The following is a 26,908-nucleotide window of genomic DNA, read 5'->3' on the forward strand; positions in this document are numbered from 1 at the left end:
TAATGACAGACAAAGTAGTGGTGCGTTTTCTGAAGGCCTGGCGTGGTTACTCTGCGGACGAGTTGGCCGGCTTCGATCAAACTGTAGTCGAGGGGCTGCAGGCGAAAGGGTTCGCGGAAATCTATGAACCCAGCGGTGAGACGTCGGCAAAATCGAAGGGGGGCAAAGGCAAAACCGCGAAGGCCGGCGCTGCAAAACCTGAGAGCGGCCCGGCTGCTGGGGGTGGAACTTCCGAAGCAACCACCGAGCCAGACGGTACAACCGAAACCGGTGATGGACCCGACGAAGGGAAACCCTAAACCATGGCCCGTCGAATCGAATACTTCGGCGAGCCAGTTCTGACACTGGAACAAGTGGCTTTCCAGTGTCGGCTGGAACCGGAGGACATGGAGCCGGGGCTTATCAGGGACATCATCATTCCCGGTGTCACGACTCAGTGCGAGTCCAGGACCGGGGCGGGTATTCGTGGCGCGATCTACGAAGAGGACTGGCCCGCTGCATTCCCTTCCGGCCACGCACTGGATGTCGGTCAGGCGACCGAAGTTGTGTCGGTCAAGCTCCGGCAGGCTGATGGCACCTGGAGCGATTACACCGGCCCGGTAGATCTCGAACAGGGCCAGCGCGAAAGCTTCGTGTCGTTTCCGTCGGGGCGACCGGCTAGCGCCTTGCGTATCCGCTACAAGGCAGGGACTGACCTGGATCTTCACCCCGGCGTGCGGAACTGGCTGCTGATGGCAGCGGCGACAATTCATCGGCATCCGGAAGTGTTCCTGGTCGGCCAATCCCTGTCGGATCTGCCTTCTGATTTTCTTGATCACCTGGTGGCCGAGATCACTTTACCGCCGAGGTTCTGAGCATGGCCTATCGCGAACCGAGTGCCGGTGAGCTGGATCGGCGTATTACGTTGAGACTTCGCACGGATGTTCCCGCGCCAGATCAGGGACTTGATTCAATCTTCAGCGACGAGAAAAAGCGATGGGCGAAGATTGAGCCGGTCGGTACTGCGGTCTACACAGCAGGTGTTCAAACGGACGTGAAGATCACTCACCGCGTGACGTTCTACTTCCTCAAGGGCGTAAGCGATGCTCATGAGGTCGTGCACGGCGGCACAATCTATCGAGTGCGGCGTGTTTCCGACATGAACGGCACCCGCCGTTACACGATTCTCGAAGTCGAAGAACTCGGGCCTCAGAAGCCCGGAGGCGGCATCTATGGCTAACTCTGCATCGGTCGAAAGTTACCTGCACGTCGAAGGCTTCGAAGATTTCGAGCGCGACGCCTTCGATAAAAAGAAGATCCGTGCAGGGATGCGCAAGGCTGGCTTGCTGGTCACGCAGCATGCTCAGATGAACCTGGTGCTGGGCAAGGGGCGGCAAGGCTACCCGGCCAACCGGACCGGTGAGACAGTCAATTCCATCAAGTTCAAGGTTTCGCGCTCTGGCTTCTTGGTGAAGATCTCGCCGACGCTAACCGCTGCAATGGGGGAATTCTACCCGGCCTATCTCTATTACGGCGTGAAGCAAGGGCGAAGACCCCAGAAGCTCGCGCCGGGGAAGGGCATTGGGCGCAAGAATCGCCGGCAGGCGGGGGTTCGTGCCCGGCTCATTGCCGAGCGTGCAGCAGGGGAATGGCGGATCAAGCCCCATGACAACTACATGGCCGATGCTCTGCAAGACACATCCGAGCAGGTTCGGTCGATCCTTTTTTCAGCGTTTGCCGATGCCTTGAACTGAACGCTGTTTTTCCTTGGACTCGTTATGAAATTGAACCCGATTGTTGCCCACCTCAAGGCGACATGCCCGACCTTCGCCGATCGCGTGGCAGGCGGTATCGATTGGGATTCCGTCGCAGAAAGCGCCAAGTTACCGATGCCGGCAGCATATGTGATTGCAGCGGCGGATGGGGCATCCCCCAGTAAGGCCCAGAACGTGGTGATACAGGACGTTACGGATCAGTTCGCGGTGGTGGTCGTGCTGGATGCTGGAGACGAGCGAGGCCAGGAGGCCAACGATCAGTTGCACGATCTTCGCTCTGAGCTGTGGCGGGCCTTGGTGGGGTGGTCACCTGGCCCTGAATACACGCCGATTCAATACGACAAGGGCGCGCTGGTGTTCATCAGTCGTGCCCGAGTCATCTATCAATATCTCTTCACCGCCGAATTTCAGCTCGGACGAAATCGACCTGATCAGTCACCCGAGACTTGGCAGGAGTGGGATCTGGACGGCCTCCCCGGGTTCACCGGCGCAACCATCAACATGGACTGCATCGATCCTGCAGATCCCAATCTGAAACGACCCGGCCCGGACGGGCGCATTGAAGTCACTTTCACTGGAGACGTTACACCATGACCAAGCGCATCACTGTGGTGCCGGCCGTTGGCCGCTCTGTGCCCGATCCGGAGGCTGGCGACCTGTTGCCCGTTGAAGGCCGGGAAGTTACCGATGGCGCCTGGTGGCGCCGCCGCTTGGCCGACGGTGACATCGTCGTCAAAGCCGACAAGCCCCCAACCACCAAAGCCTCAGCGGCGAAACCCGAGGAAGTCAAATAATGGCCATCGGATTCAGCAACATCCCCGCCGACATTCGCGTGCCGCTGTTCTACGCGGAGATGGATAACTCGGCTGCAAACTCGGCCTCGTCGGCCATGCGTCGGTTGATCGTTGGGCAGGTCAACGACGATGCAGACAGCGAAAGCATCGGCAAGCTGGTGCTAGTTTCGAGCATCGCCATCGCCAAGAGTATTGGTGGCCAAGGCTCGATGCTCGCTGCGATGTACGAAACCTGGCGCAAAGCCGACCCGATCGGTGAGATCTGGTGTCTGCCTCTGCAAAACGAAACCGGCGAATCGGCTTCAGCGACCCTGACCATCACAGGCACTGCTACCGAGGCAGGTTTGCTGAACCTGTACGTCGGCGGTGTTCGTGTCCAGTCAACGGTCGCGGCGGCGGCGACGGCAGCTGTCGTTGCCACCGCGTTGGCAGTGAAGGTCAACGCAACACCCGATCTTCCGGTCACTGCTGCAACCGCTGCCGGCGTAGTCACGCTCACCTGCAAGTGGACTGGCGAAAGTGGCAACGACATCAACATTGCGATGAACCGGCTGGGCAAGTCCAACGGTGAATCGACGCCTGCCGGCCTTACGGTGGTTGCCACGGTGATGTCCGCCGGAGTAGGCGCCCCTGACGCCGTGGACGCGATCGCCGCTCTCGGAGATGAACCCTTCGAGTTCCTGTGTCAGCCATGGTCGGATACAACCACGCTGAATGCCTGGAAGGATGCGATGGACGACAGCACCGGCCGTTGGAGCTGGGCCAAGCAGTTGTTCGGGCATGTCTACACCGCCAAGCGCGGTACCATCGGCACGTTGGTCGCGGCTGGCCAGGCACGCAATGACCAGCACATGACCATTCAGGGCGTGGAGCCAGGCGTGCCGCAACCAGTGTGGGTGCAGGCGGCTGCGCTGGGCGCTCGCACGGCAGTGTTCATCTCTGCCGATGCCAGCCGACCCACCCAAAGCGGCAGTCTGCCAGGACTGGATCCGGCGCCGGCGAGCGATCGATTCACCCTGACAGAACGCCAGTCGCTGCTCAACTACGGTATCGCAACCGCTTACTACGAAGGCGGTTACGTGCGTATTCAGCGCTCGATCACCACCTACCAGAAGAACGCCTATGGCCAGGCCGACAACTCGTACCTGGACAGCGAGACCATGCATCAGTCGGCGTTCATCGTCCGCCGCATGCAGAGCGTGATCACCAGCAAGTACGGTCGCCACAAGCTGGCGTCCGACGGCACGCAGTTCGGTGCAGGCCAGCCGATCGTCACCCCCGCGGTGATTCGCGGCGAGCTGATTGCGCAGTACGCCAAGCTCGAACTGGAAGGCCATGTCGAAAACGCCGAGCTGTTCGCCGAGCACCTGGTTGTCGAGCGCGACAGTAATGATCCGAGTCGTGTCAACGTGCTGTTCCCGCCGGACTACATCAATGGTCTGCGCATCTTCGCGCTGCTCAACCAGTTCCGCCTCCAGTACGACGACGCGGCGTAACGCTCACCCTGAACATCCAGCCCGCCCGGTGCGGGCTTTTTCATTCTGGAGACAAAGACCATGGGTCAAAAAGTAGCCGGCACTGTGTACGTGAAAGTAGACGGTGAGCAACTGACCATCACGGGTGGCGCGGAAGCACCGCTGATGGATGTGAAACGAGAAACGGTTTGGCCGGGTTTTTTCAAGGAAGAAAAATTGGCGCCGTATATCAAGATGACCGCACTGATGCCGCAAGGCTTTCCGATTAAAAAGCTGACCAAAGGTTACGACCAGACCGTCACCTGCGAGTTTGCGAACGGGAAAGTGTATGTGCTCTCCGGCGGCTATCTCGTCGATGAGCCTGTCGCCAAGGGCGAAGACGGTACGGTCGAACTGCAATTTGACGGTGTGAATGGGAGTTGGCAATGAGTGATGCAGTGAAGTTGCAGGTAGCGATCGAGGCTCACGGCGAGCCAGTCACCGAGCTGACGCTGCGCCGTCCGACAGTGCAGGAAGTGCGGGCCATCAAAGCGCTGCCGTACAAGATCGACAAGAACGAAGACGTCAGCCTGGATATGGACGTTGCGGCCAAGTATATCGCCGTGTGCGCCGCTATCCCGCCGTCGTCCGTCAACCAGCTGGATCTGTCCGACCTCAACGCGTTGAGCTGGGCGGTGGCTAGTTTTTTCATGAGTCCGGCATCGGGACCATCGAGCAGCTGATCGAGGTCGCCTATGACCTTGCATGGTTCTGGAAAACCGATCCGGAGCTTGTAATGGCTCGTCCGCTGGACGTGCTCCTTGAATCCTTGAGGCACGCTCAGCGCATCAACACAACCCAGCAGGTGCAGTGATGGCGGATAAGTTCCAGCTCAAGGCGTTGATCACCGGCGTCGACAAGCTGTCGCCGACGCTGAAGGGCGCCGCAAAGAACGTTGCCGGCTTCCGCAAACAGATGAACAGTTCGGGGCTCGGCAAAATAGGGTTCAGCGATATCGTGCAGGGAGGCGCGTTCGCGGCGCCCTTCATCGCGGGTGCCAAGGCGGCAATGGCCTTTGAATCTTCGATGGCCGACGTGAAAAAGGTTGTTGATTTCGATACGCCGGAGCAGTTCAAGCAGATGGGCAAGGACGTGCTCGACATGTCCGAGAAGATGCCGATGGCCGCCAGCGGCATCGCATCCATCGTTGCGGCGGGCGGGCAAGCCGGCTTTGCTCGCGGAGAGCTCAAGCAGTTCGCTGAAGACGCCGTGAAGATGGGTATCGCGTTTGACCAGACGGCCGACCAATCCGGCGACATGATGGCCAAGTGGCGGACGTCCTTCAAGTTGAGCCAGGCTGAGGTGGTGACGCTGGCGGACAAGATCAACTACCTCAGCAACACAGGTCCCTCCTCGGCGGCTCAGGTCGCCGATATCGTTACTCGGGTCGGTGCGCTGGGTGGCGTCGCCGGCTTGAGTGCCGGGCAACTGGCGGCGATGGGCGCAACGCTCGCGGGTGTTGGTGTGCCGAGCGAAGTAGCTGCCACGGGCATGAAGAACTTCATGCTGGCCTTGACGAAAGGCAGCGCGGCCACAAAGCAGCAATCGCAGGCTTTCAAATCTCTGCGGCTCGACGTGAAGCAGGTCGCCAAGAGCATGCAAAAGGACGCGCAGGGCACGATTGAGGATGTGCTTAACCGCATTGCCAAGGTAGACCCGGCGAAGCAGGCAGGGCTACTGACTGAGTTGTTCGGCACCGAGTCTGTGACAGCAATCGCGCCGATGCTGACCAACTTGGACCTGCTGAAAACCAGCTTCGCGGCGGTTGGCAAGGAAGGCAAATTCGCCGGCTCCATGGAAAAGGAATATGAAGCCCGGTCGAAAACCACGGCCAACGCGATGCAACTGCTGCAGAACCGGGTCACCCGTCTTGGTATTGAGATCGGTGCCGCATTGCTGCCGCCACTAAACGACATCATGGAAACACTTGGCCCGCTCATTTCAAGAATGTCCGAGCTGGCGGCAGAACATCCTGGTGTCATCCGTGGTGTGCTGGGGGCGGGAATTGCGTTCGGAGTCCTGCGCGTTGCGGTGATGGGTGCAGTGATGGCGACCAAAATTCTCAGCACAGTTATGGCTATGTCGCCGGTCGGAATCATCGTTCGGTTAATCGCGTTAGCGGCAGGGTTGCTGATCGCCAACTGGAAAACGGTGGCTCCGTTCTTCGAAAGGATGTGGGAGCGAGTGCGCCGTCCGGCCATGGTGTTCTGGGAATGGATCAAGTTGGCGTGGCAGTTCACGCCTATGGCCTGGGTCGTTAAGAACTGGGAGCCGCTGACTGGACTGTTCTCGGCCATCTGGGACGTGCTCTATGCCGTGTCCACGCCGGTGATGAAATTCCTCGGTGACCTGTTCGACTGGACGCCGTTGGGCATGATCATCAACAACTGGGAGCCCATCGTCGGATTCTTCAAAAAGCTCTGGGATCGGGTGCGGCCCATTCTTGAGCCAATGATGAAAATGCTCGGCATGGATGCCGATGGGGAAGGGCTCATCAAGAAGGCGACCAATGTCGCCCACAACTTCGCCGAAGAGCAGACAAAGCGCAATGCGGGTGTCGGCGGCGGCACGGGGGCGCTGTTGCAGGCGGACGCCACTCAGGTTGCCAAAGGACGCCAGTCACTCAACAACCAGGCGTTTGGGATCGACAATAACCAGCTACTTCGCGCACCTGCTCAGTTGCCGCCGTCAGGCAGCCTGCTCCAACAAACAGCCGCGGCGAACTCTCAGAAGGTCAATGGAGAGCTGACCATCAACCTGAACGGTGCACCACCTGGCACCACCGTCGATCAGCCAAAAACAAATCAGCCCGGTTTAAAAATCAAACCGAAGGTGGGCACGCGAACCGTTGGTGTCATGAGGGAGTAGCGAATGGATCAGACATGGCGTGATCTGATGTTGCCGGCCTCGTTTCGGGGAATCAGCTTTTTGGTCCCGCAGGCGTCGGTGCCGGTTGGCATGAAGGGGCAGCTTCACGAATTCCCTCAGCGCGATGAGCCGTACTTCGAGCAGTTGGGCAAGCAGTCCCAAGTGCATCGACTGGTGTGCTGGATTATTGGCGATGATTGTTTTGAACGCCGCGACAAGTTCATGGAGGCAATCCAGACGCCAGGCGCTGGCGAGCTGTTACACCCCTGGTTGGGCCGAATGCAGGTCAAGGCGGGCGAGGGTGAGTTGACCCACGACTTCAAGTCCGGCGGGATGGCTGCATTTGAAGTGACGTTCTACCCCGACACCCCGCTGAAATTTCCAGCGGCCAAGGTCAACAGTCAGCAGCAGGTGGTCAAGGCTTCGGACAGCCTGCTGGACTCGGCGCTGGCCCGATACAAGTCGGCCATGGCGAAGGTAGACCAGGCCCGGCTCGGCTTGGCTCGCCTACGCAACAGCCTGTCGGGTGTGTACACGGTGATCCAGCAGCAGTTTTCAACCATCGTCGGTACCTTCACCAACCTGACCGAGTTCGTCCGGTCCGTGATGAATGCGCCGGACTCCCTGTCTTCGCTGTTCTCCAGCTACTTCAGCGAGTTCTCGGTGGATGACTACCTTGGCGATGACACGGGCTCAAGCTACCGCAACACGGTGGCCACCGCGACGCAGCAAACCGAGGCGGTGGCCAGCATCAACACCATCAGCCAAGCCGGTGGCGTCGATGCGGCGGCCGCATCTCAGGCCACTGCCGATCTTGTGCAGGACGCTCTGTTGGTAAAGGTGGCCCTGATCATCAGTGAAATGCCTGTAGCGTCACAGCCGGTATCCACTGCCGCCGCGCCGTCGGTGGACCAGCAGGCCGTGCAGCCCATCGTGCGGCCGGAGGTCCCCGTAGCTGACGACGTGATCGAGCTTCGCGACAACCTAAATGAAGCGATTTTCCAGGCTTCGATGAAGGCCGATCCCGAGCACTACATGGTGCTTAACACATTGCGCCAGACCATCGTCAAACATCTGACTGCCGTCGCAGAGTCTGGCGTGCATTTGGTGGAGATCACTCCGCCCGAAACCCTGTCGGCATTGGTGCTTGCCTACCGTCGCTTCGGTGATGCCACCCGCGAAAACGAAGTGGTCCAGCGCAACCGCTTACGGCATCCGGGGTTCGTGCCTGCGCGTCCGATCAAAATCGCCCAGAGGTAACCGATGGAAGACATGAATGCTGTCAGCCTTACGGTTGACGGCCTGGATTACTCCGGCTGGAAATCCGTAGAAATCACCGCCGGGCTGGAAGATCAAGCGCGCTCGTTCAACCTCAGCGTCACCTGGAAGTGGCCCGGACAAGTCGAACCGTTGCCGCTGAAGCAGGGGGCGAAGTGTCAGGTGCGCATTGGTGATGACCTGGTGTTGACCGGTTGGGTGTTTGCCACGCCGATCAGCTATGACCACCAGCAAATAACCACCACCATCAGTGGTCGCTCGCTCACCGCTGACCTGGTGGATTGCGCGGCGGTCAACAAGCCGGGGCAGTGGAACAACCAGAGCGTGCTGGCGATCGTCAAGGCGCTGGCTTCGCCCTATGGCATCAGGGTGCGTAGTGAGATTCCCGAAGGCGCCAAGCTGTCGGATCACACGATAGAGCCAGGCGAAACGGCCTTCGAATCCATCGACCGACTGCTGACGCTCTTCCGGGTGTTCTCCACGGACGACGCCAAGGGTATGGCTGTGCTGGCCAAGCCCGGTAGCGAAGTTCGCGCCTTCGACACGTTGGAGGTGGGGAAGAACATTTTGGCCGGTGACGCATCGTTGGACTTCTCGGCGGTATTTTCCGAATACCGAGTGCTCGGGCAAAAGACTGGGACCGACGAAGAATTCGGCGAACAGGCGGCTGAGATCTCGGCCGTGGTCGCCGATCCTCGCATGACGCGCAAGCGCGTGATGATCATCCAAGAATCCGGCCAGATGACCAACGAGTTGGCACAGGCCCGGGCGAACTGGGAGCGCGGTAGCCGAATGGGCAAGGCGCTCACCACGACCTATACCGTTCAGGGCTGGCGGCAATCTAATGGTGCGCTGTGGAAGCACAACGCACTGGTGCGCGTGATCGATCCGATCATCGGTTTCGACCGAATCATGCTCATCGCCCGCGTGACCTACACCCTCACTGATAGCGGGATGATCACGAAAATGGAAGTCGGCCCGCCGGACGGATTCGAGCCTGAACCGCATGATCCGCACAAGAACCGCAAGCTGAAGAAAGGCGGCAAGGGCGACAACTTCGAATACCTCATCCCTGCAGACTACGAGCCAAAAAAATGAGCCTGAAAAGCATGATGGCACGCGGCACGGTGTTGCTGGCGGCTGCCGGGAAAATGATGCAGACGCTGCAGGTCAGATTGACTGCCGGCGAAGTGAAGGACTCGGTGGAGCATTTCGAACCCTACGGGTTCACCAGCAACCCGTTGTCCGGCGCCGAGGTACTGACGATGTTTCTCAGTGGCGATCGCTCCCACGCTGTGGTGGTGGTCGCCGCAGATCGCCGGTACCGGATCAAGGAACTGAAGCCCGGTGAGGTGGCCATCTACACAGACGAAGGTGACAAGGTGCACTTCAAGCGCGGCCGGATCATCGACATCGAAACCAACACGCTGAACATCAAAGCCGCTACGGCGGTGAACTTCGATACGCCGGTGATCAATCAGACCGGCAAGATTGTTTCCACGGGTGACCAAATCGCAGGCGGTGTCAGCCAGATTGAGCACGTCCACACCAACGTTCAGGCCGGCAGCGGCAACAGCGGCCCGCCCGCAGCGGGGGCTTGATGATTATTTCTGACAACCGCAAGGACGTGCTGACCCGCGCCGTGCTGATCAGTCTCTTCACCTGGCGCCGCGCGATGACCGATGACCCGGTAGACGATGAAGAGCTGTTCGGTTGGTGGGGAGACAGTTACCCAACCATCGCCGATGACCGCATTGGCTCGCGCTTGTGGCTGCTGCGCCGGGTAAAACTCACCGATGCCACTCAGCGTGACGCCGAGTTCTACGCCAATGAGGCGCTTCAGTGGCTGCTCGATGATGGTCACGTCATTGCGATCGAGATCGCCAGCGAGAAACACGATATCAGTCGGCTGAACCTGGTCGTCATCCTGACCATACCCGGCGGCGACCGCGTTGAAATCAAACCCAACTCTTCCTGGCAGGTGATTTATGCCGTTTGACACACCTTCACTGCCGGTGCTCATCAGTCGCACCCAGAGTGATCTGGCCAGCGACGCGCTCCGGCGCTCCGATGCTCAGGTGCTGGCGAGAACAATGGGCGGTACAGCCTACGGCTTGTACGGTTATCTCAACTGGATTGTCGAGCAAATCCTGCCGGACAAGGCCGACGAAGAAACCCTCGAACGAATTGCCGCGCTGCGTCTGAATCAGCCCCGTAATGTTGCTCAGCCCGCGGAGGGCAGCGTGAGCTTTAGTGCTACCGCCGGCGCGGTCGTGGATGTTGATTTAGTGCTACAGGCCGGGGATGGACGGATGTATCGGGTGACTGCCGGTGTGACCACTGTCGCTGGTACGAATAACACAACTATCGAAGCCGTGGATGCCGGTGCGCTCGGAAACGCTGACGCGGGTCTTGCGCTCACATTGGTGCAACCAGTCGAGGGAGTGACTAACGCTTTCACTGTAAACGCTCCGGGTTTAACCGGTGGCATCGCCAAGGAAAGTGTGGAGTCGCTGCGCGTCCGGGTGATTCGTTCCTACAGAGTCATTCCGCACGGCGGATCAGTGGACGATTACGAAACTTGGGCGCTTGAGTTCCCCGGCGTCACTCGCGCCTGGTGCCGGGGTAATTACATGGGGCCCGGTACCGTCGGATTATTTGTGATGCGCGACACCGATCCGGTACCGGTACCAAATCCGGTTCAGTTGCAGGAACTCAAGGATTACATCGAACCGCTTCGGCCTGTCACCGCTGAACTGTATGTCCTCGCTCCCGCGGAGAAACCGGTGCTTTACCGCATTCACCCGGTTCCCGATACCACTGCGGTTCGTGCTGCGATCACGTCCAGTTTGAAAGACTTACATGAGCGTGAAGCCGGGTTGGGCGACAAGCTATTGATCAGCCACATTCGAGAAGCCATCAGCGGTGCGGCTGGGGAAACAGACCACTCCTTGACCTTGCCGGGCGCAGACGTCACTGCTGCGACAAATGAGCTGCTGACCTTCGGGGGTGTCACATGGCTGTAGCGCGAACCGCTGAGCAATATCTACAGCAGCTTCGCGGACTGCTACCCCAAGGGCCTGCTTGGGACCCGGGGCTCGTGCCGGAGGTTGATCTGGTGCTGGCAGGCGTATCGCTGGAGTTTTCGCGCCTTGATGCACGCGCGGTGGACTTACTCAACGAAATGGACCCTGCCAGCGTGAGCGAGCTGGTACCGGATTGGGAAGCGGTTATGAACCTGCCGGACCCTTGCCTGGGGCCGAACCCAGCGTTCGAGGATCGAAGATTGGCGGTACGCCGGCGACTAGTGGAGGTCGGCGGGCAAAGCCGGGCTTATTTCATCGACATCGCCGTGAGCCAAGGCTACCCCGACGCCACTATCACTGAGCACAGAGCGCCCCGTATGGGGCGTTCTCGTTTTGGGCTCGCTCATTTTGGCACTTGGAACGCCCAGTTTATGTGGACGCTCAACACCGGCGGGCGTCAGCGGCTGGGCAGAAGGTTCGGTGCCAGCTACTGGGGGGAGCGTTTCGGTACCAATCCGGGTAATCCGCTTGAATGCTCAATTCGCAGGCCGGCGCCGGCGCACACCGTTGTGCACATCAATTATGACTAAGGGGTAAGAACGTGGACTTTCCAAAAAGTGTGCCTGGCGTTGGGCTGGTTAATGGAGCGTTTGTTGATGAAAACCCACTGACGGGTACGCCGGGATCGTTGATTCCGGCTGCGTGGGGTAACGCCGCGACGTATGAGCTGCTCAATGTGATCGTGGCGGCAGGCATGACGCCCAGCGAGGCAGACCAGACTCAGTTGCTGCAGGCTGTTCGGTACCTCGCGCAAACGCCGGGGCGTTTGTTGAATGTGCGGGTTATCACTACTTCTGGTACGTACATACCAACACCAGGCACCAACTCCATCATCGTCGAGGCACTTGGTGGTGGAGGTGGCGGTGGTGGGGCGAACGCTGCAGGTGCTGGCCAAGTTTCCGCAGGTGGCCATGGCGGCGGCGGAGCCTATGCAAAGGGACGGTTCACTTCAGGCTTTTACGGACAGAGCATCACCATCGGTAATGGTGGCGCTGGCGGTGGAGTGGCAGTTGCCGGTGGGTCTACAAGCTTAGGCGGCTTGATTGGTGCCAGTGGCGGATTTGGTGGTGCGGCAGGCGTAGGTTTCACGCCGCCCGGCTCAAGCGGTGGTGCCACTCAGGGTGGCATCAACGTGGTTGGTGGGAACATCGTTACCGCGACAGGCTTCATCGCGCAGGCTACGGTTGCCGTTTCAGCTACCGCGATCATCAACGTACAAGGTGCTCCCTCACAGTATGGCCCTGGCCCATCCGGCGGTTTTGGTAACGGCACAACTGCAACCATCAAGGGCTCTGGTGGCACCGGTGCACTTGCCGGCCCATCAAGCGGCCCATTCAACGGCGGCCCGGGTGCGCCGGGCGTGATGATCATCTGGGAGTACACATAATGGCTGCATACGTGATGTTGCAAGCAGGACGGTGGATAAACACCGCTGAATGGGATGGTGAAACCGAGTGGTCACTTCCCGAGGACATGACAGCGATTCCCTTCGACGACGGCGTTTTAGGTTGGGATGGCAAGTGGACACATGACGGTGTGGTCTACGAGTCACCCTCACAAGGCTAATACGCAATGAATCTACATCCGCCCACGGGCGGATTTTTTTTGTCTGGAGAAAAGCGATGCTAGTAACTGACAACGATCGAGACATCCTGGCCCGAACACTCTGGGGCGAAGCACGTGGAGAAAGCCTGTCCGGCCAGATTGCGGTGGCGTGGACTATTCGCAACCGGGTAAACGACGGCAAAAACCGTTCATGGTGGGGGGAAGGCTATGTCGGCGTTTGCCAGGCAAAGTACCAGTTCAGCTGCTGGAACAAGACCGACCCGAACTATCAGTTCCTGATTGGCGTGAAGAAAATCCCGTTTCGCGAGCTGGCGCAATGTCGGATCGCTGCTGACCAGGTGATCGACGGTAAGGTGCCAGATCCCACCGGCGGCGCCACGCACTATTACGCCACCAGAATCAAGTCACCGGCCTGGGCGTCGAAGGCGAAGCAGACCCTCAAGCTTGGCGGGCACGTCTTCTTCAAGGACGTCCCATGACGGCCTTTCGCAGGTTGTCGCGCGCGCTGGCGACAACCGAGGAGGGAAGCCTGTGCTTCGAATGCCCGGGCTGCGACATGGTGCACCGAATCATGCATGGACCAGGCCCGGAACCGCGCTGGGGTTGGAACGGAAATCTGGAGCGACCAACGTTCACGCCTTCGGTGCTAGTGCGCTATCTGTGGTCTGACGGGGAGAGGGTCTGCCATTCGTTCGTGACCGACGGCCGCATTCAGTTTCTCGGCGATTGCACGCACGCGCTGGCTGGGCAGACCGTGGATCTGCCTGACTGGGAGGATGAACAATGCCAATAGCAATCCCGTGGCAGTTTATAGGAGCGGTGGTGCTGGTGCTTATCGGCGCCGGCGGCGCCTGGCAGTTTCAGGACTGGCGCTACGGCAAGCAACTGGCCGAGCAGGCCCGGCAGCACGCCGAAACCCTCAATCAAATGACCCAAGCCGCTGCCACCGCGCAGCAGGCCGAGCAGGACAAACGCCTGGCGCTCGAGCAGCGGCTGGCAGCCAGTGAACAAACCCACTTCAGGAAAATGAGTGATGCTCAACGTGACCAAGATCGCCTGCGCGATCGCCTTGCCACTTCTGATCTGCGGCTGTCTGTCCTCCTCGACTCAACCGCTACTGCCCAAGGCAGCGGGGTGCCAGCCACCGCCGGCGCCGGCGGCGTGGATCATGCGGCCGTACGCGCCCGACTTGACCCGGCGCATGCTCAACGAATTGTCGCCATCACCAATGAAGGCGACCGAGGACTGATTGCGCTTCAGGCTTGCCAAGCCTACGTTCGTGCACTCGTGCCGGCACATTTTGAATGACTCGATGCGCGCTATAGTATCGCTAAGCCGCAGCGGCTATAGCAATGTGTCAGATTGTACATTTTATCGATCAAATTGTTTCAATTTTGAAAACTATCGCGTAAATTTCCCCCTTTTTGGGGAGGGGGAATCATGCGTGATTTTTTTAATGCCAAGCTTTTAGCTAGTAAATCTGGGAGGCAACCAGATAACGGACATGTGAATCAAGACATTGAGCGACTAAGAGCTGTTGCTGTTCTACTTGTTTTAGTGTCGCATGGGCAGGTTCTTTTTTCTTGGCTAAAATTTCAGCCGCTCATCAGTGGTTATCATTTTCAAATTGGGGTTGATTTGTTCTTTGTCATTAGCGGATATGTAATCGCAATGTCAATATTTCGCGAGCTCGATAATAGAGACATAAATGAGCCGGCGAGATTGTTTTTGTATAGATTTTGGGTTCGCCGAGCGTTCAGGTTGTTGCCGGCTGCTATTGTGTGTATCACTGTATCCACCGCGCTTTCACATTTGGTATATGGGGAGAATCTATTTGTAATGTTAAAGGCGGCATTCGCTGCGCTGTTTAATGTATTCAATCTATATCTCCTTCATGCGCTAGTTAATGGTGTAAGCGTTGGGATGTTGGAGCCCTACTGGAGCCTTTCACTTGAAGAGCAGTTCTATATAATATTCCCTCTTATGGCGTTGGTCGTTTTGACGAGACGGCGGCTTGCAATACTCGCCATTGTAGGCGTGGTGGGGATTGAGCTAGCATTCTCCGTTATTCCTAACCTTTTTTGGTTCATTCGTGTTGACGGGCTTTGTTGTGGAGTTCTGTTGGCATGCGTATCTCCTCATATAAAGAAAATACGCTTTACCAAGGTCCTTGGGAAAGTAGTAGGTCTCGCACTATTGGCTTTCTGTATTCCAGTTGCGTTGGGGTATTTGTTTCCGGTATCCGGTTTCATTGGTGCTCAAACGATCCCGTTAGCGTGTTGCGTGATTCTCGTTGTTTTCGCTATTATGGATAGTGATGGACTTAATTTTCCATTGGTTGGAAGGGCGTTGTCTTATCTGGGGTCGCGCTCTTATACCGTTTACTTGTTACATCTGACTTTCTTTTTTGTCACGGGTCGTGTATTGCTTACCACCGGACAAGAAAATAATACGTTGGCAATTTTGTTGGCTGGCGTCAGCTTGATTGTCTTCATGGTATTGGTAGAGCTGATGTTCAGGTTTGTGGAAACTCCATTCAGAAATTATGGTAAGCGCATAGCCGGTCGAATCAAGCCGGATAGCGCTTCCGTGATATCTAAGTCGACAAAAGTTCCCGTCCATTAATAGTCATGATGGTGATTGATTTCGTGGTTTGTTTCAAAATGTACGGATGTTCTGAAGGCTGATTGAAGTGAGTCTGAAAATTGTTTGAATGGTTATTTATTAGTTTGTTTTGCTGAAAAGTATGCCCGCCATCAAGCGGGCTTTTTTTCGCCTGGTGAAAGTGATGCATGTAACCGAAAAAGATCGCGACATCCGAACTGGCGCAAAATCAACTGACCCAGGCCGCCGCCAATTGTCCTTTGCCATCAACTCCCAGTTGCTTTTGATTTTGATATCGGTTGCCCGCCGGGTGGCATCATTTGCTTTGACCGTGCGTCGATGGTCAGTTCCTGGATTTCGCTCTTACACTCTTACATATCTGGAGCTGATGCCTGCAGCTTTCGAGCGGCGTAGGGCTACCGATCCAATTGTCGGTGTCCTCTATGTAGAGGGGATCCATGGGGATATCTTGTTGATAGCTGGTTTTATATACAGTGATCGAGGTGCGGCCGGCGGGCCAGGATGAGGCGGCGATATGCATCGAGCGGTGCAAAACAGTGTTCCGCATCCAAAACCGCTGGCCGCGGATTATGCGGGCTGTAGCCTCTCAAAAATTAGTAGCTTGCGGAACGAAAATAGTGCTAACCTATTGATCTATAGAGATTTATAGATGGATTGCAAATCCGCTACGCCGGTTCGATTCCGAGCTCGACCTCCACTATAAGCAAGCTCCGTAGATCCATGATTTACGGTGCTTTTTTGTTTTCATTGCGCTGCAAGATTTAGTCTTGAAATCAGCCGCTGTGAGCTTGCTTCACCGGGACGTGATGTATATATTTCCCGCTCTGCTTCACAAGGCTCAACACTGTCCGGTTCGCTGGTCGACTGATTTGAGCTGTACACCGCGCTACCGCCCGAATGGCGAAACTGGTAGACGCATGGGACTTAAAATCCCCCGCTCGTAAGGGCGTGCCGGTTCGATTCCGGCTTCGGGCACCATCTAAAATCAAGGGTTTGCTGGCGAAAGCTGATGCAAACCCTTGTTTGTTTCTGGGTCGCAATTTTTGACAGTGGTCCGCAACTCACTTCGTTTTCAGGCGCAGTTTCCGGCGATCCTTGATCCCGATTTGTCTGATCGGGACCCTGGCAGGCAGTAGCTGGTCAGTGCACCACTGACGGTTGGGTAGCGATCGAGACGGTGAGGGTCACGACAATCAGCACGACGAGTACCCAGAACAGCACCATGACTGTCAGCATGACGACCTTCAGGCTTTGATAAAGCCGACGCAGCCAATGGCCTTCGGGTTTTGCTTGTGAGCGGGTTCTGAGTACGCCTTTCAAATAGAAACCGATGAGGGCAAGCAGTGCACCATCAATGAATAGCGCGGGCAGGCCGGCTTCGGGGAAAATGCTGCCCCACCGATAGAATGACGACCGGCTCAGGAACACCACATAACACGTGAGGCTGCCGTAGGGGATGGCTCTCCACCATTTACCGGCCAGCGCTCCGACCATCAGGCACATAATCACCATGAACGGGTTGAAGAGAATATTGATCATCCACTCCAGTACGTTGGGAAAGTAGCCCGGGGAATGGATGCTGCGCCAGATGTGTTCCAACATTGTTCAGGTTCCTGCCTTCTATGGAGTAAGGGGTGCTTCCGTGCCGCTGCAAGGTATCGGCGCATTGTCGGGTTACATAAGTCCTGTGGTGTAAATCAGGGGTCGGTTATGTTTTTCATTCGGCGTGAAGCCGAACGGAGCACTCAAAACCGTTGGTCAGTTCTCAATGCAATCCGACTGGCAAGGGACTACGTTTGTGGTCTGGTCGATAACGTCGTGGGAGATATCAAGCAGTCATTGAAGCGATAATCCGAGTTAGACCCAGCGACGCCGATTTCAGGATGGATCTTGATCAAGGCGCGGTGCATCGCCCAGGCGATGGGTATCCAGACTTCCAGTCTGTAACGCAAAACCCGCCACCTTCAGCGTGTTAAGGAGAACACAGATGGCAATCAACCCAACACTCTCGACATCAGATAAAACCGCTCTCGTCAAAGCCGAGGTGTACCGTTGGTACAATCTCTTCTTTCCGTGGTCGCGCGGCGTCTCTTCCCAATCGGAAGGCGCCATCAAGCCCTTGTACGATGCGCTGTCGAGCGAGTTCCGAGTGGTGCTCACCGACGGTCAGATCATGAGTCGGGCGGACTACTGGGAGCGACTTTGGGGTCTGTATGGCAAACGTGCCGGAAGCCCTGAATCGCACATCACCAATCTCTCGATCACACCGCTTCCTGGGGATTTCTTCCTGGCGGTATTCGATCTCGTCAAAGATGGAATTACCAAAAAGAAGGTCGATTCGGCGCTGATGCGCGTCGACCAGAACTCTCCATCGGGAATTTCATGGATTTATGTCCATGAAAGCGAGCACGAGAGAGCGCTGGCATAAGTCGCTCACTTCCCATCCTCACGGCTACAAGGCCCGGATGTTCGTAACGTTGAAGAAAAGACCAAGCCCAGCCTCGCGCTGGGCTTTTTCGCTTCTGCGGTCCAGACAGAACATGAAAAGCCCGGACGTATCCGGGCTTTTCAGGGCAAACCTTCAGCGCGAATCGACGTCTTCTGCAGTCCGGGCGTTTGATCTTTCCTTGCGCCTGCGAAGCCAACTGAAGAGCGCGTGTACCGGGTGCAGAAATGCCGCAATCACGCACAGCAGCATGATGATGAAAATGGCAATCAGCGGGAGGCTTTCATGCGAGAACATGGTGGGGTACTCCTGTAGTCACTATGTCGGAACCCGCAGGCTAGACGCATTGAGCCATGCTTGCGATGAACGTATGTTCATCTTTTAGCGCTTGAACTGTGCTACGGCGGGCTGGCCAAAATGATCGATTCAGGATGTGCGCAAGCAGGGTCTGCGCAGTCATCCGGGGATCTTTTTGCGATACAGGAGGATGGTGTAAATGCGGTAAATCGGAGACGTTCGGCGCTGGCCTTTGATTGAGGCCAACGCCGCGCGTGAAGTGCTTTATCAGCCGCGCTTCGGCAGCTTCCAGTTCGGGCGAATGAAATGGCAGGTGTAGCCATTCGGGATCCGCTCCAGGTAGTCCTGGTGCTCAGGTTCCGCTTCCCAGAATGGCCCGGCCGGTGCGATTTCGGTGACCACACGGCCCGGCCACAGACCGGAAGCGTCAACGTCGGCAGCGGTGTCTTCGGCGATGTCGCGTTGCTGCTCGTTGAGGTAATAGATTGCCGAACGATAGCTGGGGCCACGGTCATTGCCTTGACGGTTGGGCGTGCTCGGGTCGTGGATCTGGAAGAAGAATTCGAGGATCTGCCGGTAGCTGATCACGGCCGGATCAAAGACGATCTCGATGGCTTCGGCGTGGTTGCCGTGATTGCGGTAGGTGGCATTCGGTACATCACCGCCGCTGTAGCCGACTCGGGTGTGCCGCACGCCGGGATAGCGTCGCAGCAGGTCTTGCATGCCCCAGAAGCAGCCGCCGGCGAGAATGGCGGTTTCGGTTTGTCCGGTCATGATCTGTGCTTCCTCTCGGTGACAGTGGGTATAGCCAGTGTTATGAGGGCGCGTCGGCCAATTCCAAGGCTGCCCAGACGATCCAGCGTCTCCAGACATAAAAGCCCCGGCGGTTTAGACCAGGGCTTCAAGGGGGCTGACTGGGAGTCCGGCTCAGTTCAGGCTCGGGTGACTGTAAAAAACGGTGTTGAACTGTCTGTGACGACTCTAGACAAACGCCTGCCCGTAAAAGCCCCGTGGCAGGCGCTGCGGCCCAGCCAGTGCGGTCAATCGTTCGATCCATTCCGAGCGCCAGTTCGAGGCACCGTGATCGGCTTTGGCATGGCGAGCGACGCGGCGTGCGGCGTTGCGCTGGGTCTTGCGCGCTTCTTTATAGGCTTCGGTGTTGCGGCAGCTGCGGCATTTGACGCGGTTGAGTTCCTGGCTCGAGGCAAGGTTGCTGCCCTTGTGACCACAAGCCAGATGTCCGTCTGTTTTGAAATGGATAACCATGAACCCTCTCCTGGGTGACGTGTACAGGTTATGACCTCCCACGACCCGGGGCGTTCGGTGCATCGGCCAGGTGGTACGCCGGCTGACTGTCGTTTATCGCTGCAATCATCTGAAACGAGGCAGTGGCCGTTCGACCGGTTGCAGCGCAGACAGGGTGCTGCGGATCAGCGGCGTGTCTTTTTCGATGTCGTTCAGGCGATCACGGATGCGCAGGGCGGTCGGGTGCCCGCCTTGGTGATCGACCCAGTCGGCGATCTCCTTGCAGGCCGCAGCAAGGCGCGCCTGACGGGAGTCGAGCAGGGTGAGGAGGGTGGTGATGGACTCTTTTTCGGACATGGAACACCTCCGTTCAGACAAACCGTTGAGAGGCAGCAAGAAGCCCGCGGGCTGCGAGCACTGCGCCGTTGGGGCGCTGGTCCGTCAGCTGAATTGAGTATAGACCCGGCCTGCCCTTGTATCAGCCGCTGGACTGGCGTGCCGGCAGTGGCGTGCTGGCGGCATTGAGCCGGCGACATTCGCGTCGGGCCTCTTCCTCAAGGTCGTAGCCATCACCGATGAAGCCACCAGTGCGGGTGTCGTTGATTCGATACCAACTGCTGGCCTCGGCGGGTTCCTGCAGGCTTTCTCCGGCGCGGCGACCGTGAATGATGATCTTGTTGCAGCGCTTCACGACAAAAATGTCTTCCATGGCGTCACCACAGCGAATAGGTGTCAGATCAACTATAGAAGCCTTGGCCAATCGTGCAAAAAATAGACAGTCAGTTCGTCGGTTGCAACCGCCAATCCCCATGATGCCAATCCAGGCGATGCGTCGGTTTCAAGGCCTGCAGAAAGTCCGGGTCGTGGGAAACCGCGACAATCGCCCCGGGAAACGTCTGCAATGCCTGTTCGAAAGCCTGTACCGAAGCCAGGTCCAGATGATTGCTCGGCTCATCAAGCAGCAACAATTGCGCGGGCGTCTGGCGCCACAACGCCACCGCCAGCGCTGCTTTCAAGCGTTCGCCACCGCTCAGTGATGCGCTCGGTCGGGTGACCCGTTGCGCGTCCAGTTGCAGGTGCGCCAGATGGCTGCGCAATTCGCTTTCACTCAACGGACTCTGTAGCGCAATCAGTTGGTCGATGACGCTGAGGTGGTCGTCCAGCAATTTTAGCTGCTGGTCCAGATAGGCCACCGGAACATGGGTGGTGCATTCGCCGCTGACGGGGCGCAGTTCGCCGGCGAGCAGTCGGAGCAAGGTCGATTTGCCGCAGCCATTGGGACCATTGACCGCAACGCGCACGGGGCCGCTCAGCGTCAGGTTGAGCGCCTGCGTGCGCAGCCATGGCAGGCGCACGTCGATCAAGGTGCAGATATTGCGCGACGTGGGCACTGCGCTGCCGGGCAGGTTCATCATCACTGCATCGTCCGGGAGCACCTTGGCGTAGGCGTCACGCACCCGTGCGTCGAGTTCCGACTTGCGCTGCTGATGACCATGACGCACATGCCCCATGATCTGCCGTGCGGCGCCTTTGAGGCTGGCGCGTTCCAAGCCCGAGACATTGGCGGTTTTCGCGTTGCGCAAGGAGCGGGCGGCATGGCGCTGAATGGTGTCGTGCTCGCTTTTCAGGCGCTGCTGTTCCCGGCGGCGTTCGGTTCGGCTTTGATCGAGCGTCGCTTGCGCCGCCGCCTGATGGATCTGCCGCTGCTGCTGATACGTGGAAAAGTTGCCACCGAACACCGTGACGCCCAATGGCGTCAGCTCGACGATACGCTGCATGCGCTCAAGCAATTGCCGGTCATGGCTGACGACGATCAATTCGCCGCGCCAGCGTTGCAGCTCACTCATCAGCCAGCGCCGGCCGGCGGCGTCCAGATGATTGGTCGGCTCATCCAGCACCAGCAGGCGCGCCGGACTCAGGAAGGCGTCGATCAGCGCCAGTCGGGCTTGTTGGCCGCCGCTCAGCGACTGAGTCAGATCCGAGGGGGCAATGTCCGGCAGGCCGGCGTCATCCAGCCATTGGCGCAGACGTTCGGGCAGATCCCAGCGTTCGCCAAGGGTGTCGAAATCTTCCTCCGATGCCTCGCCCCGCTGCAGGCGTTGCAGTGCGCGAAGGGCGGCAGCGGTGCCGGTGGCGTCGGCCACGGTCTGCCCCGGTTCGACGATGAAGGTTTGCGCCACATAGGCCACGGTGACCGCACAAGTGACGCTGCCGGCAGTGGGTTGCAAGCGCCCGGCAATCAGCCGGGCCAGCACACTTTTACCGACGCCATTGCGCCCGACGATCGCGGTGTGCAGGTGATCGAATTGCAGATTCAGGTCGCTGAAAATCGTCTCGCCATTGGCGAACCGAAAAGCTGTTTGATTCAGGGAGACGAGGGCAGGCGTACGCGAGACGTGAGTCATCGGCACCTCCGAAAAATGTCGTGAACAGTGACAGGCGCGATTCAGCGCGTGCCGCGATTACATTTTCAGAAGGCTGGATTGTTCACTGTCTGCGGTTGTCCTGAAGAGGGGAAAGGTGGCTAGCCTAGATCAGCTGTCCGCCTCGATCAAGGCGTCTCCATCATTTGCTCCAGAAACATCGCCAGTGCCACCTCCTCGGAACGCAGGCCCTTGCGCACTCGCGGGCGTGGCAGTTCGGCCAGCGCACCCAGCATGAAACGCTCGACCACTGCCGGATGGATGTAGCACTTGCGGCACACCGCCGGAGTGTTGCCCAGCTGTTTGGCCACGTTCTTGACCATGTCGACCACATGCCGTTTGGCCTCGGCTTCCGATTCCCATTGCAGCTCGCGCAACACCGCCAGGGCCAGCGCGCTGCCGGCCCAGGTGCGGTAATCCTTGGCGGTGAAGTCGGCGCCGGTGAGGGTTTGCAGGTAGGCGTTGACGTCGTGCGAGCTGATGGTGTGTCGCTCGCCTTTTTCGTCCAGGTACTGGAACAGATTCTGCCCGGGAATCTCCAGGCAACGCTTGATGATTCGCGCCAGGCGCCGGTCCTTGACGGTGATCTGATGCTCGATGCCGCTCTTGCCGCGGAACTGGAACAGGATCGCGCTGCCGTTGACCTCGACATGCCGGCTGCGCAGGGTGGTCAGGCCGTAGGAGCGGTTGTCCCGCGCGTACTGACTGTTGCCGACGCGGATCAGCGTGGCGTCGAGCAGCGTGATGACAGTGGCCATGACCTTGTCGCGGCTGAAGCCCGGTGCGGCCAGCAGGGTTTCGAGCTGTTTGCGCAACTTTGGCAGCGCCAGGCCGAATTCCCGCAGGCGCGAGTATTTATCGGCGTCGCGCACCTCCCGCCAGCGCGGGTGATATCGATACTGCTTGCGGCCCCGGGCATCGCGGCCGGTGGCTTGCAAATGACCGCGCGGGTCGGCGCAGATCCATACGTCGGTGTAGGCCGGTGGCACCGCCAATGAGTTGATCCGCTTGACCTCGTCGGGGTCGGTGATGCGCTGGCCGGCCGGATCGAAATAGGCGAATTTACCGCGCAGTTTTTTGCGGGTGAGGCCGGGTTGGGTGTCATCGACGTAATGCAGATCGGGTGGGAGCACGTCGGCTGGCGCAGTGTCTGGCATGGCGGAGGTCCTTGGCGGTCAATCGCTTTGTTACAGCGATTGACCGCGCGCCGTTGCCGTCGTGCCAACGGGTTCAGGCCAGGACGGCGACGGCCTTGATCTGCGCCCACAAATGCTGGCCCGGGTGGATACCGAGCTGATCCCGGGAGAAACGTGTGATCCGCGCCAACAGCGGCGTGCCACCGGCGTCCAGTCGAATCAGCACATGCGCGGTGTTGTCCGCCGGCTGCTCGCTGACCACGGTGACCGGCAGCCGATTGAGGATGCTGCTGGCCTCGCTGTTGTGCTGACTCAGGCTGATGTCGCGGGCGTGCACCTTGGCGCGCAGGGTCTGACCGACGACCATCGGCGCGTGCGTCACGCGCAGGTTCATTTCAGTGGCCGGCAGTTGCAGGCTGAGCAACTGATAATCGGCGTCGTAGGCACTGACCTGGCCTTCGATGATCACCCCGGCGTCGTCGCCCATCGCCATTGGCAGGTCAAGGCGCGCGAGGGTTTCGCCAATCGGGCCGCTGGCCAAGGCCTTGCCGTCGCTGAGCAACACCAGATGATCGGCCAGCCGAGCGACTTCATCCTGAGCGTGGCTGACATACAGCACTGGAATGTCCAGCTCATCGTGCAGTCGCTGCAGGTACGGCAGGATTTCGTTTTTGCGCTGGCTGTCGAGGGCGGCCAATGGCTCATCCATCAGCAGCAGCCTGGGGCTGGTCAACAGTGCCCGGGCGATACCGACTCGCTGGCGTTCGCCGCCGGACAGATGCTGCGGATGACGCTCCAGCAAATGGCCGATCCCCAGTAGTTCGGTGGCTTGCGCCATGTCGACCCGACGCTGGGCCTTGGCGATGCGTTTGAGGCCGAACTGCAGGTTGGCCAGCACCGACAGGTGCGCAAACAGGCTGGCCTCCTGGAACACAAAACCCAGCGCACGTTTGTGCGGCGGGACAAAAATCCGTCGTTCGCTGTCCTGCCAGACTTCGTCGTTGACCCGGATAAAACCCTGCTGGGCGCGTTCAAGGCCGGCGATGCAACGCAAACAGGTGGTTTTGCCCGAGCCGGAATGACCATACAGCGCGGTCACGCCACGCCCCGGCAAGTGCAAGTCGACATCCAGGCTGAACCCCGGATAAGTGATGTTCATACGTGCATCAATCATTGATCAGCTCCAGCCCGCGCGAGTCTTGCGGCTGGAGTACAGCACCAGCAACACCAGAAACGAAAACACCAGCATGGCCCCGGCCAGCCAGTGGGCCTGGGCGTATTCCATGGCCTCGACATGGTCGTAGATCTGCACCGAGACCACCCGGGTCTTGTCGGGAATATTGCCGCCGATCATCAGCACCACACCGAATTCGCCGACGGTGTGCGCGAAACCGAGGATCGCCGCTGTGACAAAACCGGGGCGCGCCAGCGGCAGTATCACGCTGAAAAAAGTGTCCCACGGATTGGCGCGCAAGGTTGCAGCTACTTCCAGCGGGCGGGTGCCGATCGCGGAGAACGCGTTTTGCAACGGTTGCACCACAAACGGCATGGAATAGATTACCGAGCCGATCACCAGCCCGGTGAAGCTGAACGTCAGGGTGCCCAGGCCCAGCCACTGGGTGAACTGCCCGAGAACGCCATTGGGGCCCATCATCAGCAGCAGATAGAAACCGATCACGGTCGGTGGCAGCACCAGGGGCAGGGCGACGATTGCCCCGATCGGCCCGCGCAGCCACGAACGGCTTCGCGACAGCCACAAGGCAATCGGCGTGCCGACGACCAGCAAGATGGCGGTGGTCAGGGACGCCAGTTTCAGGGTCAGCCAGATCGCCGCGAAGTCGGCACTCGAGAGCGACATTTAGCGTTGGTAGCCGTAGGACTTGATGACCGCAGCGGCTTTCGGGTCTTTGAGGTACTCAACCAGTGCTTTGGCGGCGGCGCTGTCCTTGCCTTTGTTCAGAATCACCGCGTCTTGTTTGATCGGGTCGTGCAGGCTGGCTGGAACGATCCACGCCGAACCGCCGGTGACCTTGCCGTCCTTGTAGATCTGCGACAGCGCAACGAAGCCCAGTTCGGCGTTGCCGGTGGACACGAACTGGTACGCCTGGGTGATGTTCTGGCCTTCGACGATCTTGGCTTTGGTCGCTTCCGTCAGCTTGAGTTTTTCCAGCACCTGAGTGGCGGCCAGACCGTACGGCGCGGCTTTCGGGTTGGCGATCGACAGGTGCTGGTATTCGTTCTTCTTCAGCACGTCACCTTTGGCATCGATATAACCTTCTTTCGCCGACCACAGGGCCAGGGTGCCGATGGCGTAGGTGAAGCGCGAGCCTTTGACGGTGTCGCCTTCTTTTTCCAGTTTTTGCGGGGTGGTGTCGTCAGCCGAGAGGAACACTTCGAACGGCGCGCCGTTCTTGATCTGGGTGTAGAACTGGCCGGTGGCTCCGTAGGCGGCGACCAGTTTGTGCCCGGTGTCTTTCTCGAAATCAGCTGCAATCGCCTGGATCGGAGCGCTGAAGTTAGCGGCAACCGCCACTTGTACTTCATCAGCCTGAGCGGCACCCAAGGTAAACACTGCCAGCAAAGAGGCCAGGCAGGTGGGGGCAAAACGTGAGGCACGAATGGTCATGTAACAGCTCCATTATTGGCGAGTGCAGAAGGCAGTTATTGCTGGAAGTGGACTGCCCGATACGAGAGTTAACGCTATATAGCGAAATATATAGCGAAATGCCGCTAAACAGGAAGTGCTGACGAAGACAGGGTGAGGCTGTGCCATGCCTCGCCCTGTGGCAGATCAGCGGCGGACCCGTTTTGCCAGGGCGCCTTCCGCCAGTTGCCGGGTCAGTTCGGCGCTGTCCAGTTCCTTGCCCAGTGGAAATGCCTGACCGGCCCAGAGGTTACTGAACTGCGCTTCGCTTTTGGCGCGCAACGGCATCAATGCGCCACCGGCCAGCGGGAACGCCGGAGCTTTGTCCGACATCGGCCCAATTTCGCGCATCACCCGATTGAGAATGCCCCGAGCCGGGCGCCCGGTGAACAGGTTGGTCACGGCGGTTTCGCTTGCCTTGGCGCTGCGAAGCGCCTGGCGATGGGAGGCGCTGACTTTCGCTTCTGGCGTGAACAGATACGCGGTGCCGACCTGCACCGCCGATGCACCGAGCATCAATGCCGCCGCCACCCCCCGGGCATCGGCAATCGCGCCGGCAGCAATCACCGGCACGTTGACCGCATCGGCGATCTGCGGCACCAGGGCAAAGGTGCCGACCTGACTGCTCAAGTCATCGCTGAGAAACATCCCGCGGTGCCCGCCAGCCTCGTAACCCATGGCGATAATTGCATCGCAACCATTCTGCTCAAGCCACACTGCTTCATCGACGGTGGTGGCAGACGAGAGGATTTTCGCGCCAGTGGCCTTGACCCGATCCAGCAGGGATTTCTCCGGCAGGCCGAAGTGAAAACTCACCACTGGCGGGCGAAATTCTTCCAGCACGGCGCACGCCGCCGCATCGAATGGCGCGCGGTTGGAAACCGGTGTCGGCGCATCGAAGTCGACGCCCAGTTCGTGGTAGTACGGTTCCAGCAGATCCTTCCAGTCCCGCGCGCGTTGTTCATCGGCGGCTGGTGGCTGATGGCAGAAGAAATTGACGTTGAACGGTTTGCGGGTCTGTTCACGAATGGTCTTCAGTTCTTCGCGCAGTTGCTCGGTGCTCAGCATCGCCGCCGGCATCGAACCCAACCCGCCCGCGTTGCACACGGCGATCACCATGGCTGAGGTCGTGGCGCCGGCCATGGGGGCCTGGATGATCGGCAATTCGATGCCAAGCAGGTCAAGGATGCGGGTGTCAGGCCATTGACTCATGGAAGCGGTTCTCCGAACGA

At 58.8% G+C, this 26,908-nt stretch carries 36 protein-coding genes and 1 tRNA gene; 25 read left to right on the forward strand and 12 right to left on the reverse strand.

Features of this window, described 5'->3' with window-relative positions; all coding sequences use genetic code 11:
- Positions 1-2: 2 nt before the first annotated feature.
- From KKQ10_RS01690 to KKQ10_RS01805, 24 genes are all read left to right on the forward strand, one after another.
- Positions 3-299, forward strand: a complete 297-nt coding sequence (locus KKQ10_RS01690) for a hypothetical protein (protein WP_215499941.1) — start codon at positions 3-5, stop codon at positions 297-299.
- 3 nt (positions 300-302) lie between these two features.
- Positions 303-854, forward strand: coding sequence for a hypothetical protein (locus tag KKQ10_RS01695; protein ID WP_215499943.1), 552 nt, complete (start codon positions 303-305; stop codon positions 852-854).
- Between the two features lie 2 nt (positions 855-856).
- Positions 857-1,219, forward strand: a complete 363-nt coding sequence (locus KKQ10_RS01700) for a phage head closure protein (protein ID WP_215499945.1) — start codon at positions 857-859, stop codon at positions 1,217-1,219.
- Positions 1,212-1,733 (forward strand): hypothetical protein, encoded by a 522-nt coding sequence (locus KKQ10_RS01705; protein WP_215499947.1) that lies wholly within the window; start codon positions 1,212-1,214, stop codon positions 1,731-1,733. The genes KKQ10_RS01700 and KKQ10_RS01705 overlap by 8 nt, the downstream gene beginning before the upstream one ends.
- A 24-nt stretch (positions 1,734-1,757) precedes the next feature.
- On the forward strand, positions 1,758-2,348 hold the full coding sequence (locus KKQ10_RS01710) for a phage tail terminator protein (RefSeq protein ID WP_215499949.1): 591 nt from the start codon (positions 1,758-1,760) through the stop codon (positions 2,346-2,348).
- Complete coding sequence (locus KKQ10_RS01715; protein WP_215499951.1) at positions 2,345-2,548, forward strand: DUF2635 domain-containing protein; 204 nt, start codon at positions 2,345-2,347, stop codon at positions 2,546-2,548. Before KKQ10_RS01710 ends, KKQ10_RS01715 begins: the two co-directional genes overlap by 4 nt.
- Positions 2,548-4,044, forward strand: a complete 1,497-nt coding sequence (locus KKQ10_RS01720) for a phage tail sheath subtilisin-like domain-containing protein (protein WP_215499953.1) — start codon at positions 2,548-2,550, stop codon at positions 4,042-4,044. Before KKQ10_RS01715 ends, KKQ10_RS01720 begins: the two co-directional genes overlap by 1 nt.
- A gap of 60 nt (positions 4,045-4,104) precedes the next feature.
- Positions 4,105-4,452 carry a phage tail tube protein gene (locus KKQ10_RS01725; RefSeq protein ID WP_215499955.1) on the forward strand — a complete coding sequence of 116 codons (348 nt, stop codon included), beginning with the start codon at positions 4,105-4,107 and terminating at the stop codon, positions 4,450-4,452.
- Positions 4,449-4,745 (forward strand): phage tail assembly protein, encoded by a 297-nt coding sequence (locus KKQ10_RS01730; RefSeq protein WP_108589605.1) that lies wholly within the window; start codon positions 4,449-4,451, stop codon positions 4,743-4,745. The genes KKQ10_RS01725 and KKQ10_RS01730 overlap by 4 nt, the downstream gene beginning before the upstream one ends.
- 130 nt (positions 4,746-4,875) lie before the next feature.
- The gene (locus KKQ10_RS01735) at positions 4,876-6,930 is read left to right on the forward strand and encodes a phage tail tape measure protein (RefSeq protein ID WP_215499957.1); all 2,055 of its coding nucleotides are present in this window, start codon (positions 4,876-4,878) and stop codon (positions 6,928-6,930) included.
- A gap of 3 nt (positions 6,931-6,933) precedes the next feature.
- The gene (locus KKQ10_RS01740; RefSeq protein ID WP_215499959.1) at positions 6,934-8,190 is read left to right on the forward strand and encodes a DNA circularization protein; all 1,257 of its coding nucleotides are present in this window, start codon (positions 6,934-6,936) and stop codon (positions 8,188-8,190) included.
- A gap of 3 nt (positions 8,191-8,193) precedes the next feature.
- On the forward strand, positions 8,194-9,306 hold the full coding sequence (locus KKQ10_RS01745; protein ID WP_215499961.1) for a phage baseplate assembly protein: 1,113 nt from the start codon (positions 8,194-8,196) through the stop codon (positions 9,304-9,306).
- Complete coding sequence (locus KKQ10_RS01750; protein WP_215499963.1) at positions 9,303-9,809, forward strand: phage baseplate assembly protein V; 507 nt, start codon at positions 9,303-9,305, stop codon at positions 9,807-9,809. The genes KKQ10_RS01745 and KKQ10_RS01750 overlap by 4 nt, the downstream gene beginning before the upstream one ends.
- Positions 9,809-10,207, forward strand: a complete 399-nt coding sequence (locus tag KKQ10_RS01755; RefSeq protein WP_215499965.1) for a phage GP46 family protein — start codon at positions 9,809-9,811, stop codon at positions 10,205-10,207. The genes KKQ10_RS01750 and KKQ10_RS01755 overlap by 1 nt, the downstream gene beginning before the upstream one ends.
- A complete protein-coding gene (locus KKQ10_RS01760) occupies positions 10,197-11,234 on the forward strand; it encodes a baseplate J/gp47 family protein (RefSeq protein ID WP_215499967.1) in 1,038 nt (345 codons plus the stop codon). The genes KKQ10_RS01755 and KKQ10_RS01760 overlap by 11 nt, the downstream gene beginning before the upstream one ends.
- A complete protein-coding gene (locus tag KKQ10_RS01765; protein WP_215499969.1) occupies positions 11,225-11,824 on the forward strand; it encodes a YmfQ family protein in 600 nt (199 codons plus the stop codon). Before KKQ10_RS01760 ends, KKQ10_RS01765 begins: the two co-directional genes overlap by 10 nt.
- A gap of 11 nt (positions 11,825-11,835) precedes the next feature.
- Entirely contained in the window at positions 11,836-12,681 is an 846-nt protein-coding gene (locus tag KKQ10_RS28340; protein ID WP_252191440.1) for a hypothetical protein, read from the forward strand.
- Entirely contained in the window at positions 12,681-12,860 is a 180-nt protein-coding gene (locus tag KKQ10_RS01775) for a hypothetical protein (RefSeq protein WP_215499971.1), read from the forward strand. Before KKQ10_RS28340 ends, KKQ10_RS01775 begins: the two co-directional genes overlap by 1 nt.
- Before the next feature lie 56 nt (positions 12,861-12,916).
- A complete protein-coding gene (locus KKQ10_RS01780; protein WP_215499972.1) occupies positions 12,917-13,339 on the forward strand; it encodes a cell wall hydrolase in 423 nt (140 codons plus the stop codon).
- A complete protein-coding gene (locus tag KKQ10_RS01785) occupies positions 13,336-13,653 on the forward strand; it encodes a ubiquitination-like system serine protease family protein (protein WP_215499974.1) in 318 nt (105 codons plus the stop codon). The genes KKQ10_RS01780 and KKQ10_RS01785 overlap by 4 nt, the downstream gene beginning before the upstream one ends.
- Positions 13,644-14,168, forward strand: coding sequence for a lysis system i-spanin subunit Rz (locus KKQ10_RS01790; RefSeq protein WP_215499976.1), 525 nt, complete (start codon positions 13,644-13,646; stop codon positions 14,166-14,168). The genes KKQ10_RS01785 and KKQ10_RS01790 overlap by 10 nt, the downstream gene beginning before the upstream one ends.
- 132 nt (positions 14,169-14,300) lie before the next feature.
- Positions 14,301-15,485: an acyltransferase family protein gene (locus KKQ10_RS01795; RefSeq protein WP_215499977.1), complete on the forward strand. Its 1,185-nt coding sequence runs from the start codon at positions 14,301-14,303 to the stop codon at positions 15,483-15,485.
- A 121-nt stretch (positions 15,486-15,606) separates the two neighbouring features.
- Positions 15,607-15,990 carry a hypothetical protein gene (locus KKQ10_RS01800; protein WP_215499978.1) on the forward strand — a complete coding sequence of 128 codons (384 nt, stop codon included), beginning with the start codon at positions 15,607-15,609 and terminating at the stop codon, positions 15,988-15,990.
- A 386-nt stretch (positions 15,991-16,376) separates the two neighbouring features.
- Positions 16,377-16,463: transfer RNA gene (locus KKQ10_RS01805), tRNA-Leu, on the forward strand.
- 162 nt (positions 16,464-16,625) lie between these two features.
- On the opposite strand, the gene KKQ10_RS01810 is transcribed toward KKQ10_RS01805, so the two are convergent.
- On the reverse strand, positions 16,626-17,087 hold the full coding sequence (locus KKQ10_RS01810; RefSeq protein ID WP_215499979.1) for a hypothetical protein: 462 nt from the start codon (positions 17,085-17,087) through the stop codon (positions 16,626-16,628).
- Positions 17,088-17,472: 385 nt separating this feature from the next.
- On the opposite strand from KKQ10_RS01810, the gene KKQ10_RS01815 reads away from it, so the two are divergent.
- Positions 17,473-17,913: a hypothetical protein gene (locus tag KKQ10_RS01815; RefSeq protein ID WP_127647685.1), complete on the forward strand. Its 441-nt coding sequence runs from the start codon at positions 17,473-17,475 to the stop codon at positions 17,911-17,913.
- Positions 17,914-18,066: 153 nt separating this feature from the next.
- Here KKQ10_RS01815 and KKQ10_RS01820 read toward each other — a convergent pair whose 3' ends face one another.
- The 11 genes from KKQ10_RS01820 to KKQ10_RS01870 form a co-directional block, all read right to left on the reverse strand.
- Complete coding sequence (locus KKQ10_RS01820; protein WP_215499980.1) at positions 18,067-18,228, reverse strand: hypothetical protein; 162 nt, start codon at positions 18,226-18,228, stop codon at positions 18,067-18,069.
- A 267-nt stretch (positions 18,229-18,495) separates the two neighbouring features.
- Positions 18,496-19,002 (reverse strand): peptide-methionine (S)-S-oxide reductase MsrA, encoded by a 507-nt coding sequence (msrA, locus tag KKQ10_RS01825; RefSeq protein ID WP_215499981.1) that lies wholly within the window; start codon positions 19,000-19,002, stop codon positions 18,496-18,498.
- Positions 19,003-19,209: 207 nt separating this feature from the next.
- Positions 19,210-19,494, reverse strand: a complete 285-nt coding sequence (locus tag KKQ10_RS01830; RefSeq protein WP_127647683.1) for a hypothetical protein — start codon at positions 19,492-19,494, stop codon at positions 19,210-19,212.
- Positions 19,495-19,599: 105 nt separating this feature from the next.
- Positions 19,600-19,830, reverse strand: a complete 231-nt coding sequence (locus KKQ10_RS01835; protein WP_127647682.1) for a hypothetical protein — start codon at positions 19,828-19,830, stop codon at positions 19,600-19,602.
- A 121-nt stretch (positions 19,831-19,951) separates the two neighbouring features.
- Positions 19,952-20,182, reverse strand: a complete 231-nt coding sequence (locus KKQ10_RS01840; RefSeq protein WP_127647681.1) for a hypothetical protein — start codon at positions 20,180-20,182, stop codon at positions 19,952-19,954.
- A gap of 70 nt (positions 20,183-20,252) precedes the next feature.
- Complete coding sequence (locus tag KKQ10_RS01845) at positions 20,253-21,878, reverse strand: ABC-F family ATP-binding cassette domain-containing protein (protein ID WP_215499982.1); 1,626 nt, start codon at positions 21,876-21,878, stop codon at positions 20,253-20,255.
- Positions 21,879-22,024: 146 nt separating this feature from the next.
- Complete coding sequence (locus tag KKQ10_RS01850; protein ID WP_215499983.1) at positions 22,025-23,053, reverse strand: DNA topoisomerase IB; 1,029 nt, start codon at positions 23,051-23,053, stop codon at positions 22,025-22,027.
- Positions 23,054-23,126: 73 nt separating this feature from the next.
- On the reverse strand, positions 23,127-24,206 hold the full coding sequence (gene modC, locus KKQ10_RS01855; RefSeq protein WP_215499984.1) for a molybdenum ABC transporter ATP-binding protein: 1,080 nt from the start codon (positions 24,204-24,206) through the stop codon (positions 23,127-23,129).
- Positions 24,207-24,209: 3 nt separating this feature from the next.
- Entirely contained in the window at positions 24,210-24,890 is a 681-nt protein-coding gene (gene modB / locus KKQ10_RS01860; RefSeq protein ID WP_215499985.1) for a molybdate ABC transporter permease subunit, read from the reverse strand.
- A complete protein-coding gene (modA, locus tag KKQ10_RS01865; RefSeq protein ID WP_252191441.1) occupies positions 24,891-25,658 on the reverse strand; it encodes a molybdate ABC transporter substrate-binding protein in 768 nt (255 codons plus the stop codon).
- A gap of 165 nt (positions 25,659-25,823) precedes the next feature.
- Positions 25,824-26,888, reverse strand: coding sequence for an NAD(P)H-dependent flavin oxidoreductase (locus tag KKQ10_RS01870; RefSeq protein ID WP_215499986.1), 1,065 nt, complete (start codon positions 26,886-26,888; stop codon positions 25,824-25,826).
- Positions 26,889-26,908 lie beyond the last annotated feature (20 nt).

The sequence above is a fragment of the Pseudomonas sp. MG-9 genome (assembly GCF_018729515.1).
GTDB lineage: Bacteria > Pseudomonadota > Gammaproteobacteria > Pseudomonadales > Pseudomonadaceae > Aquipseudomonas > Aquipseudomonas serboccidentalis.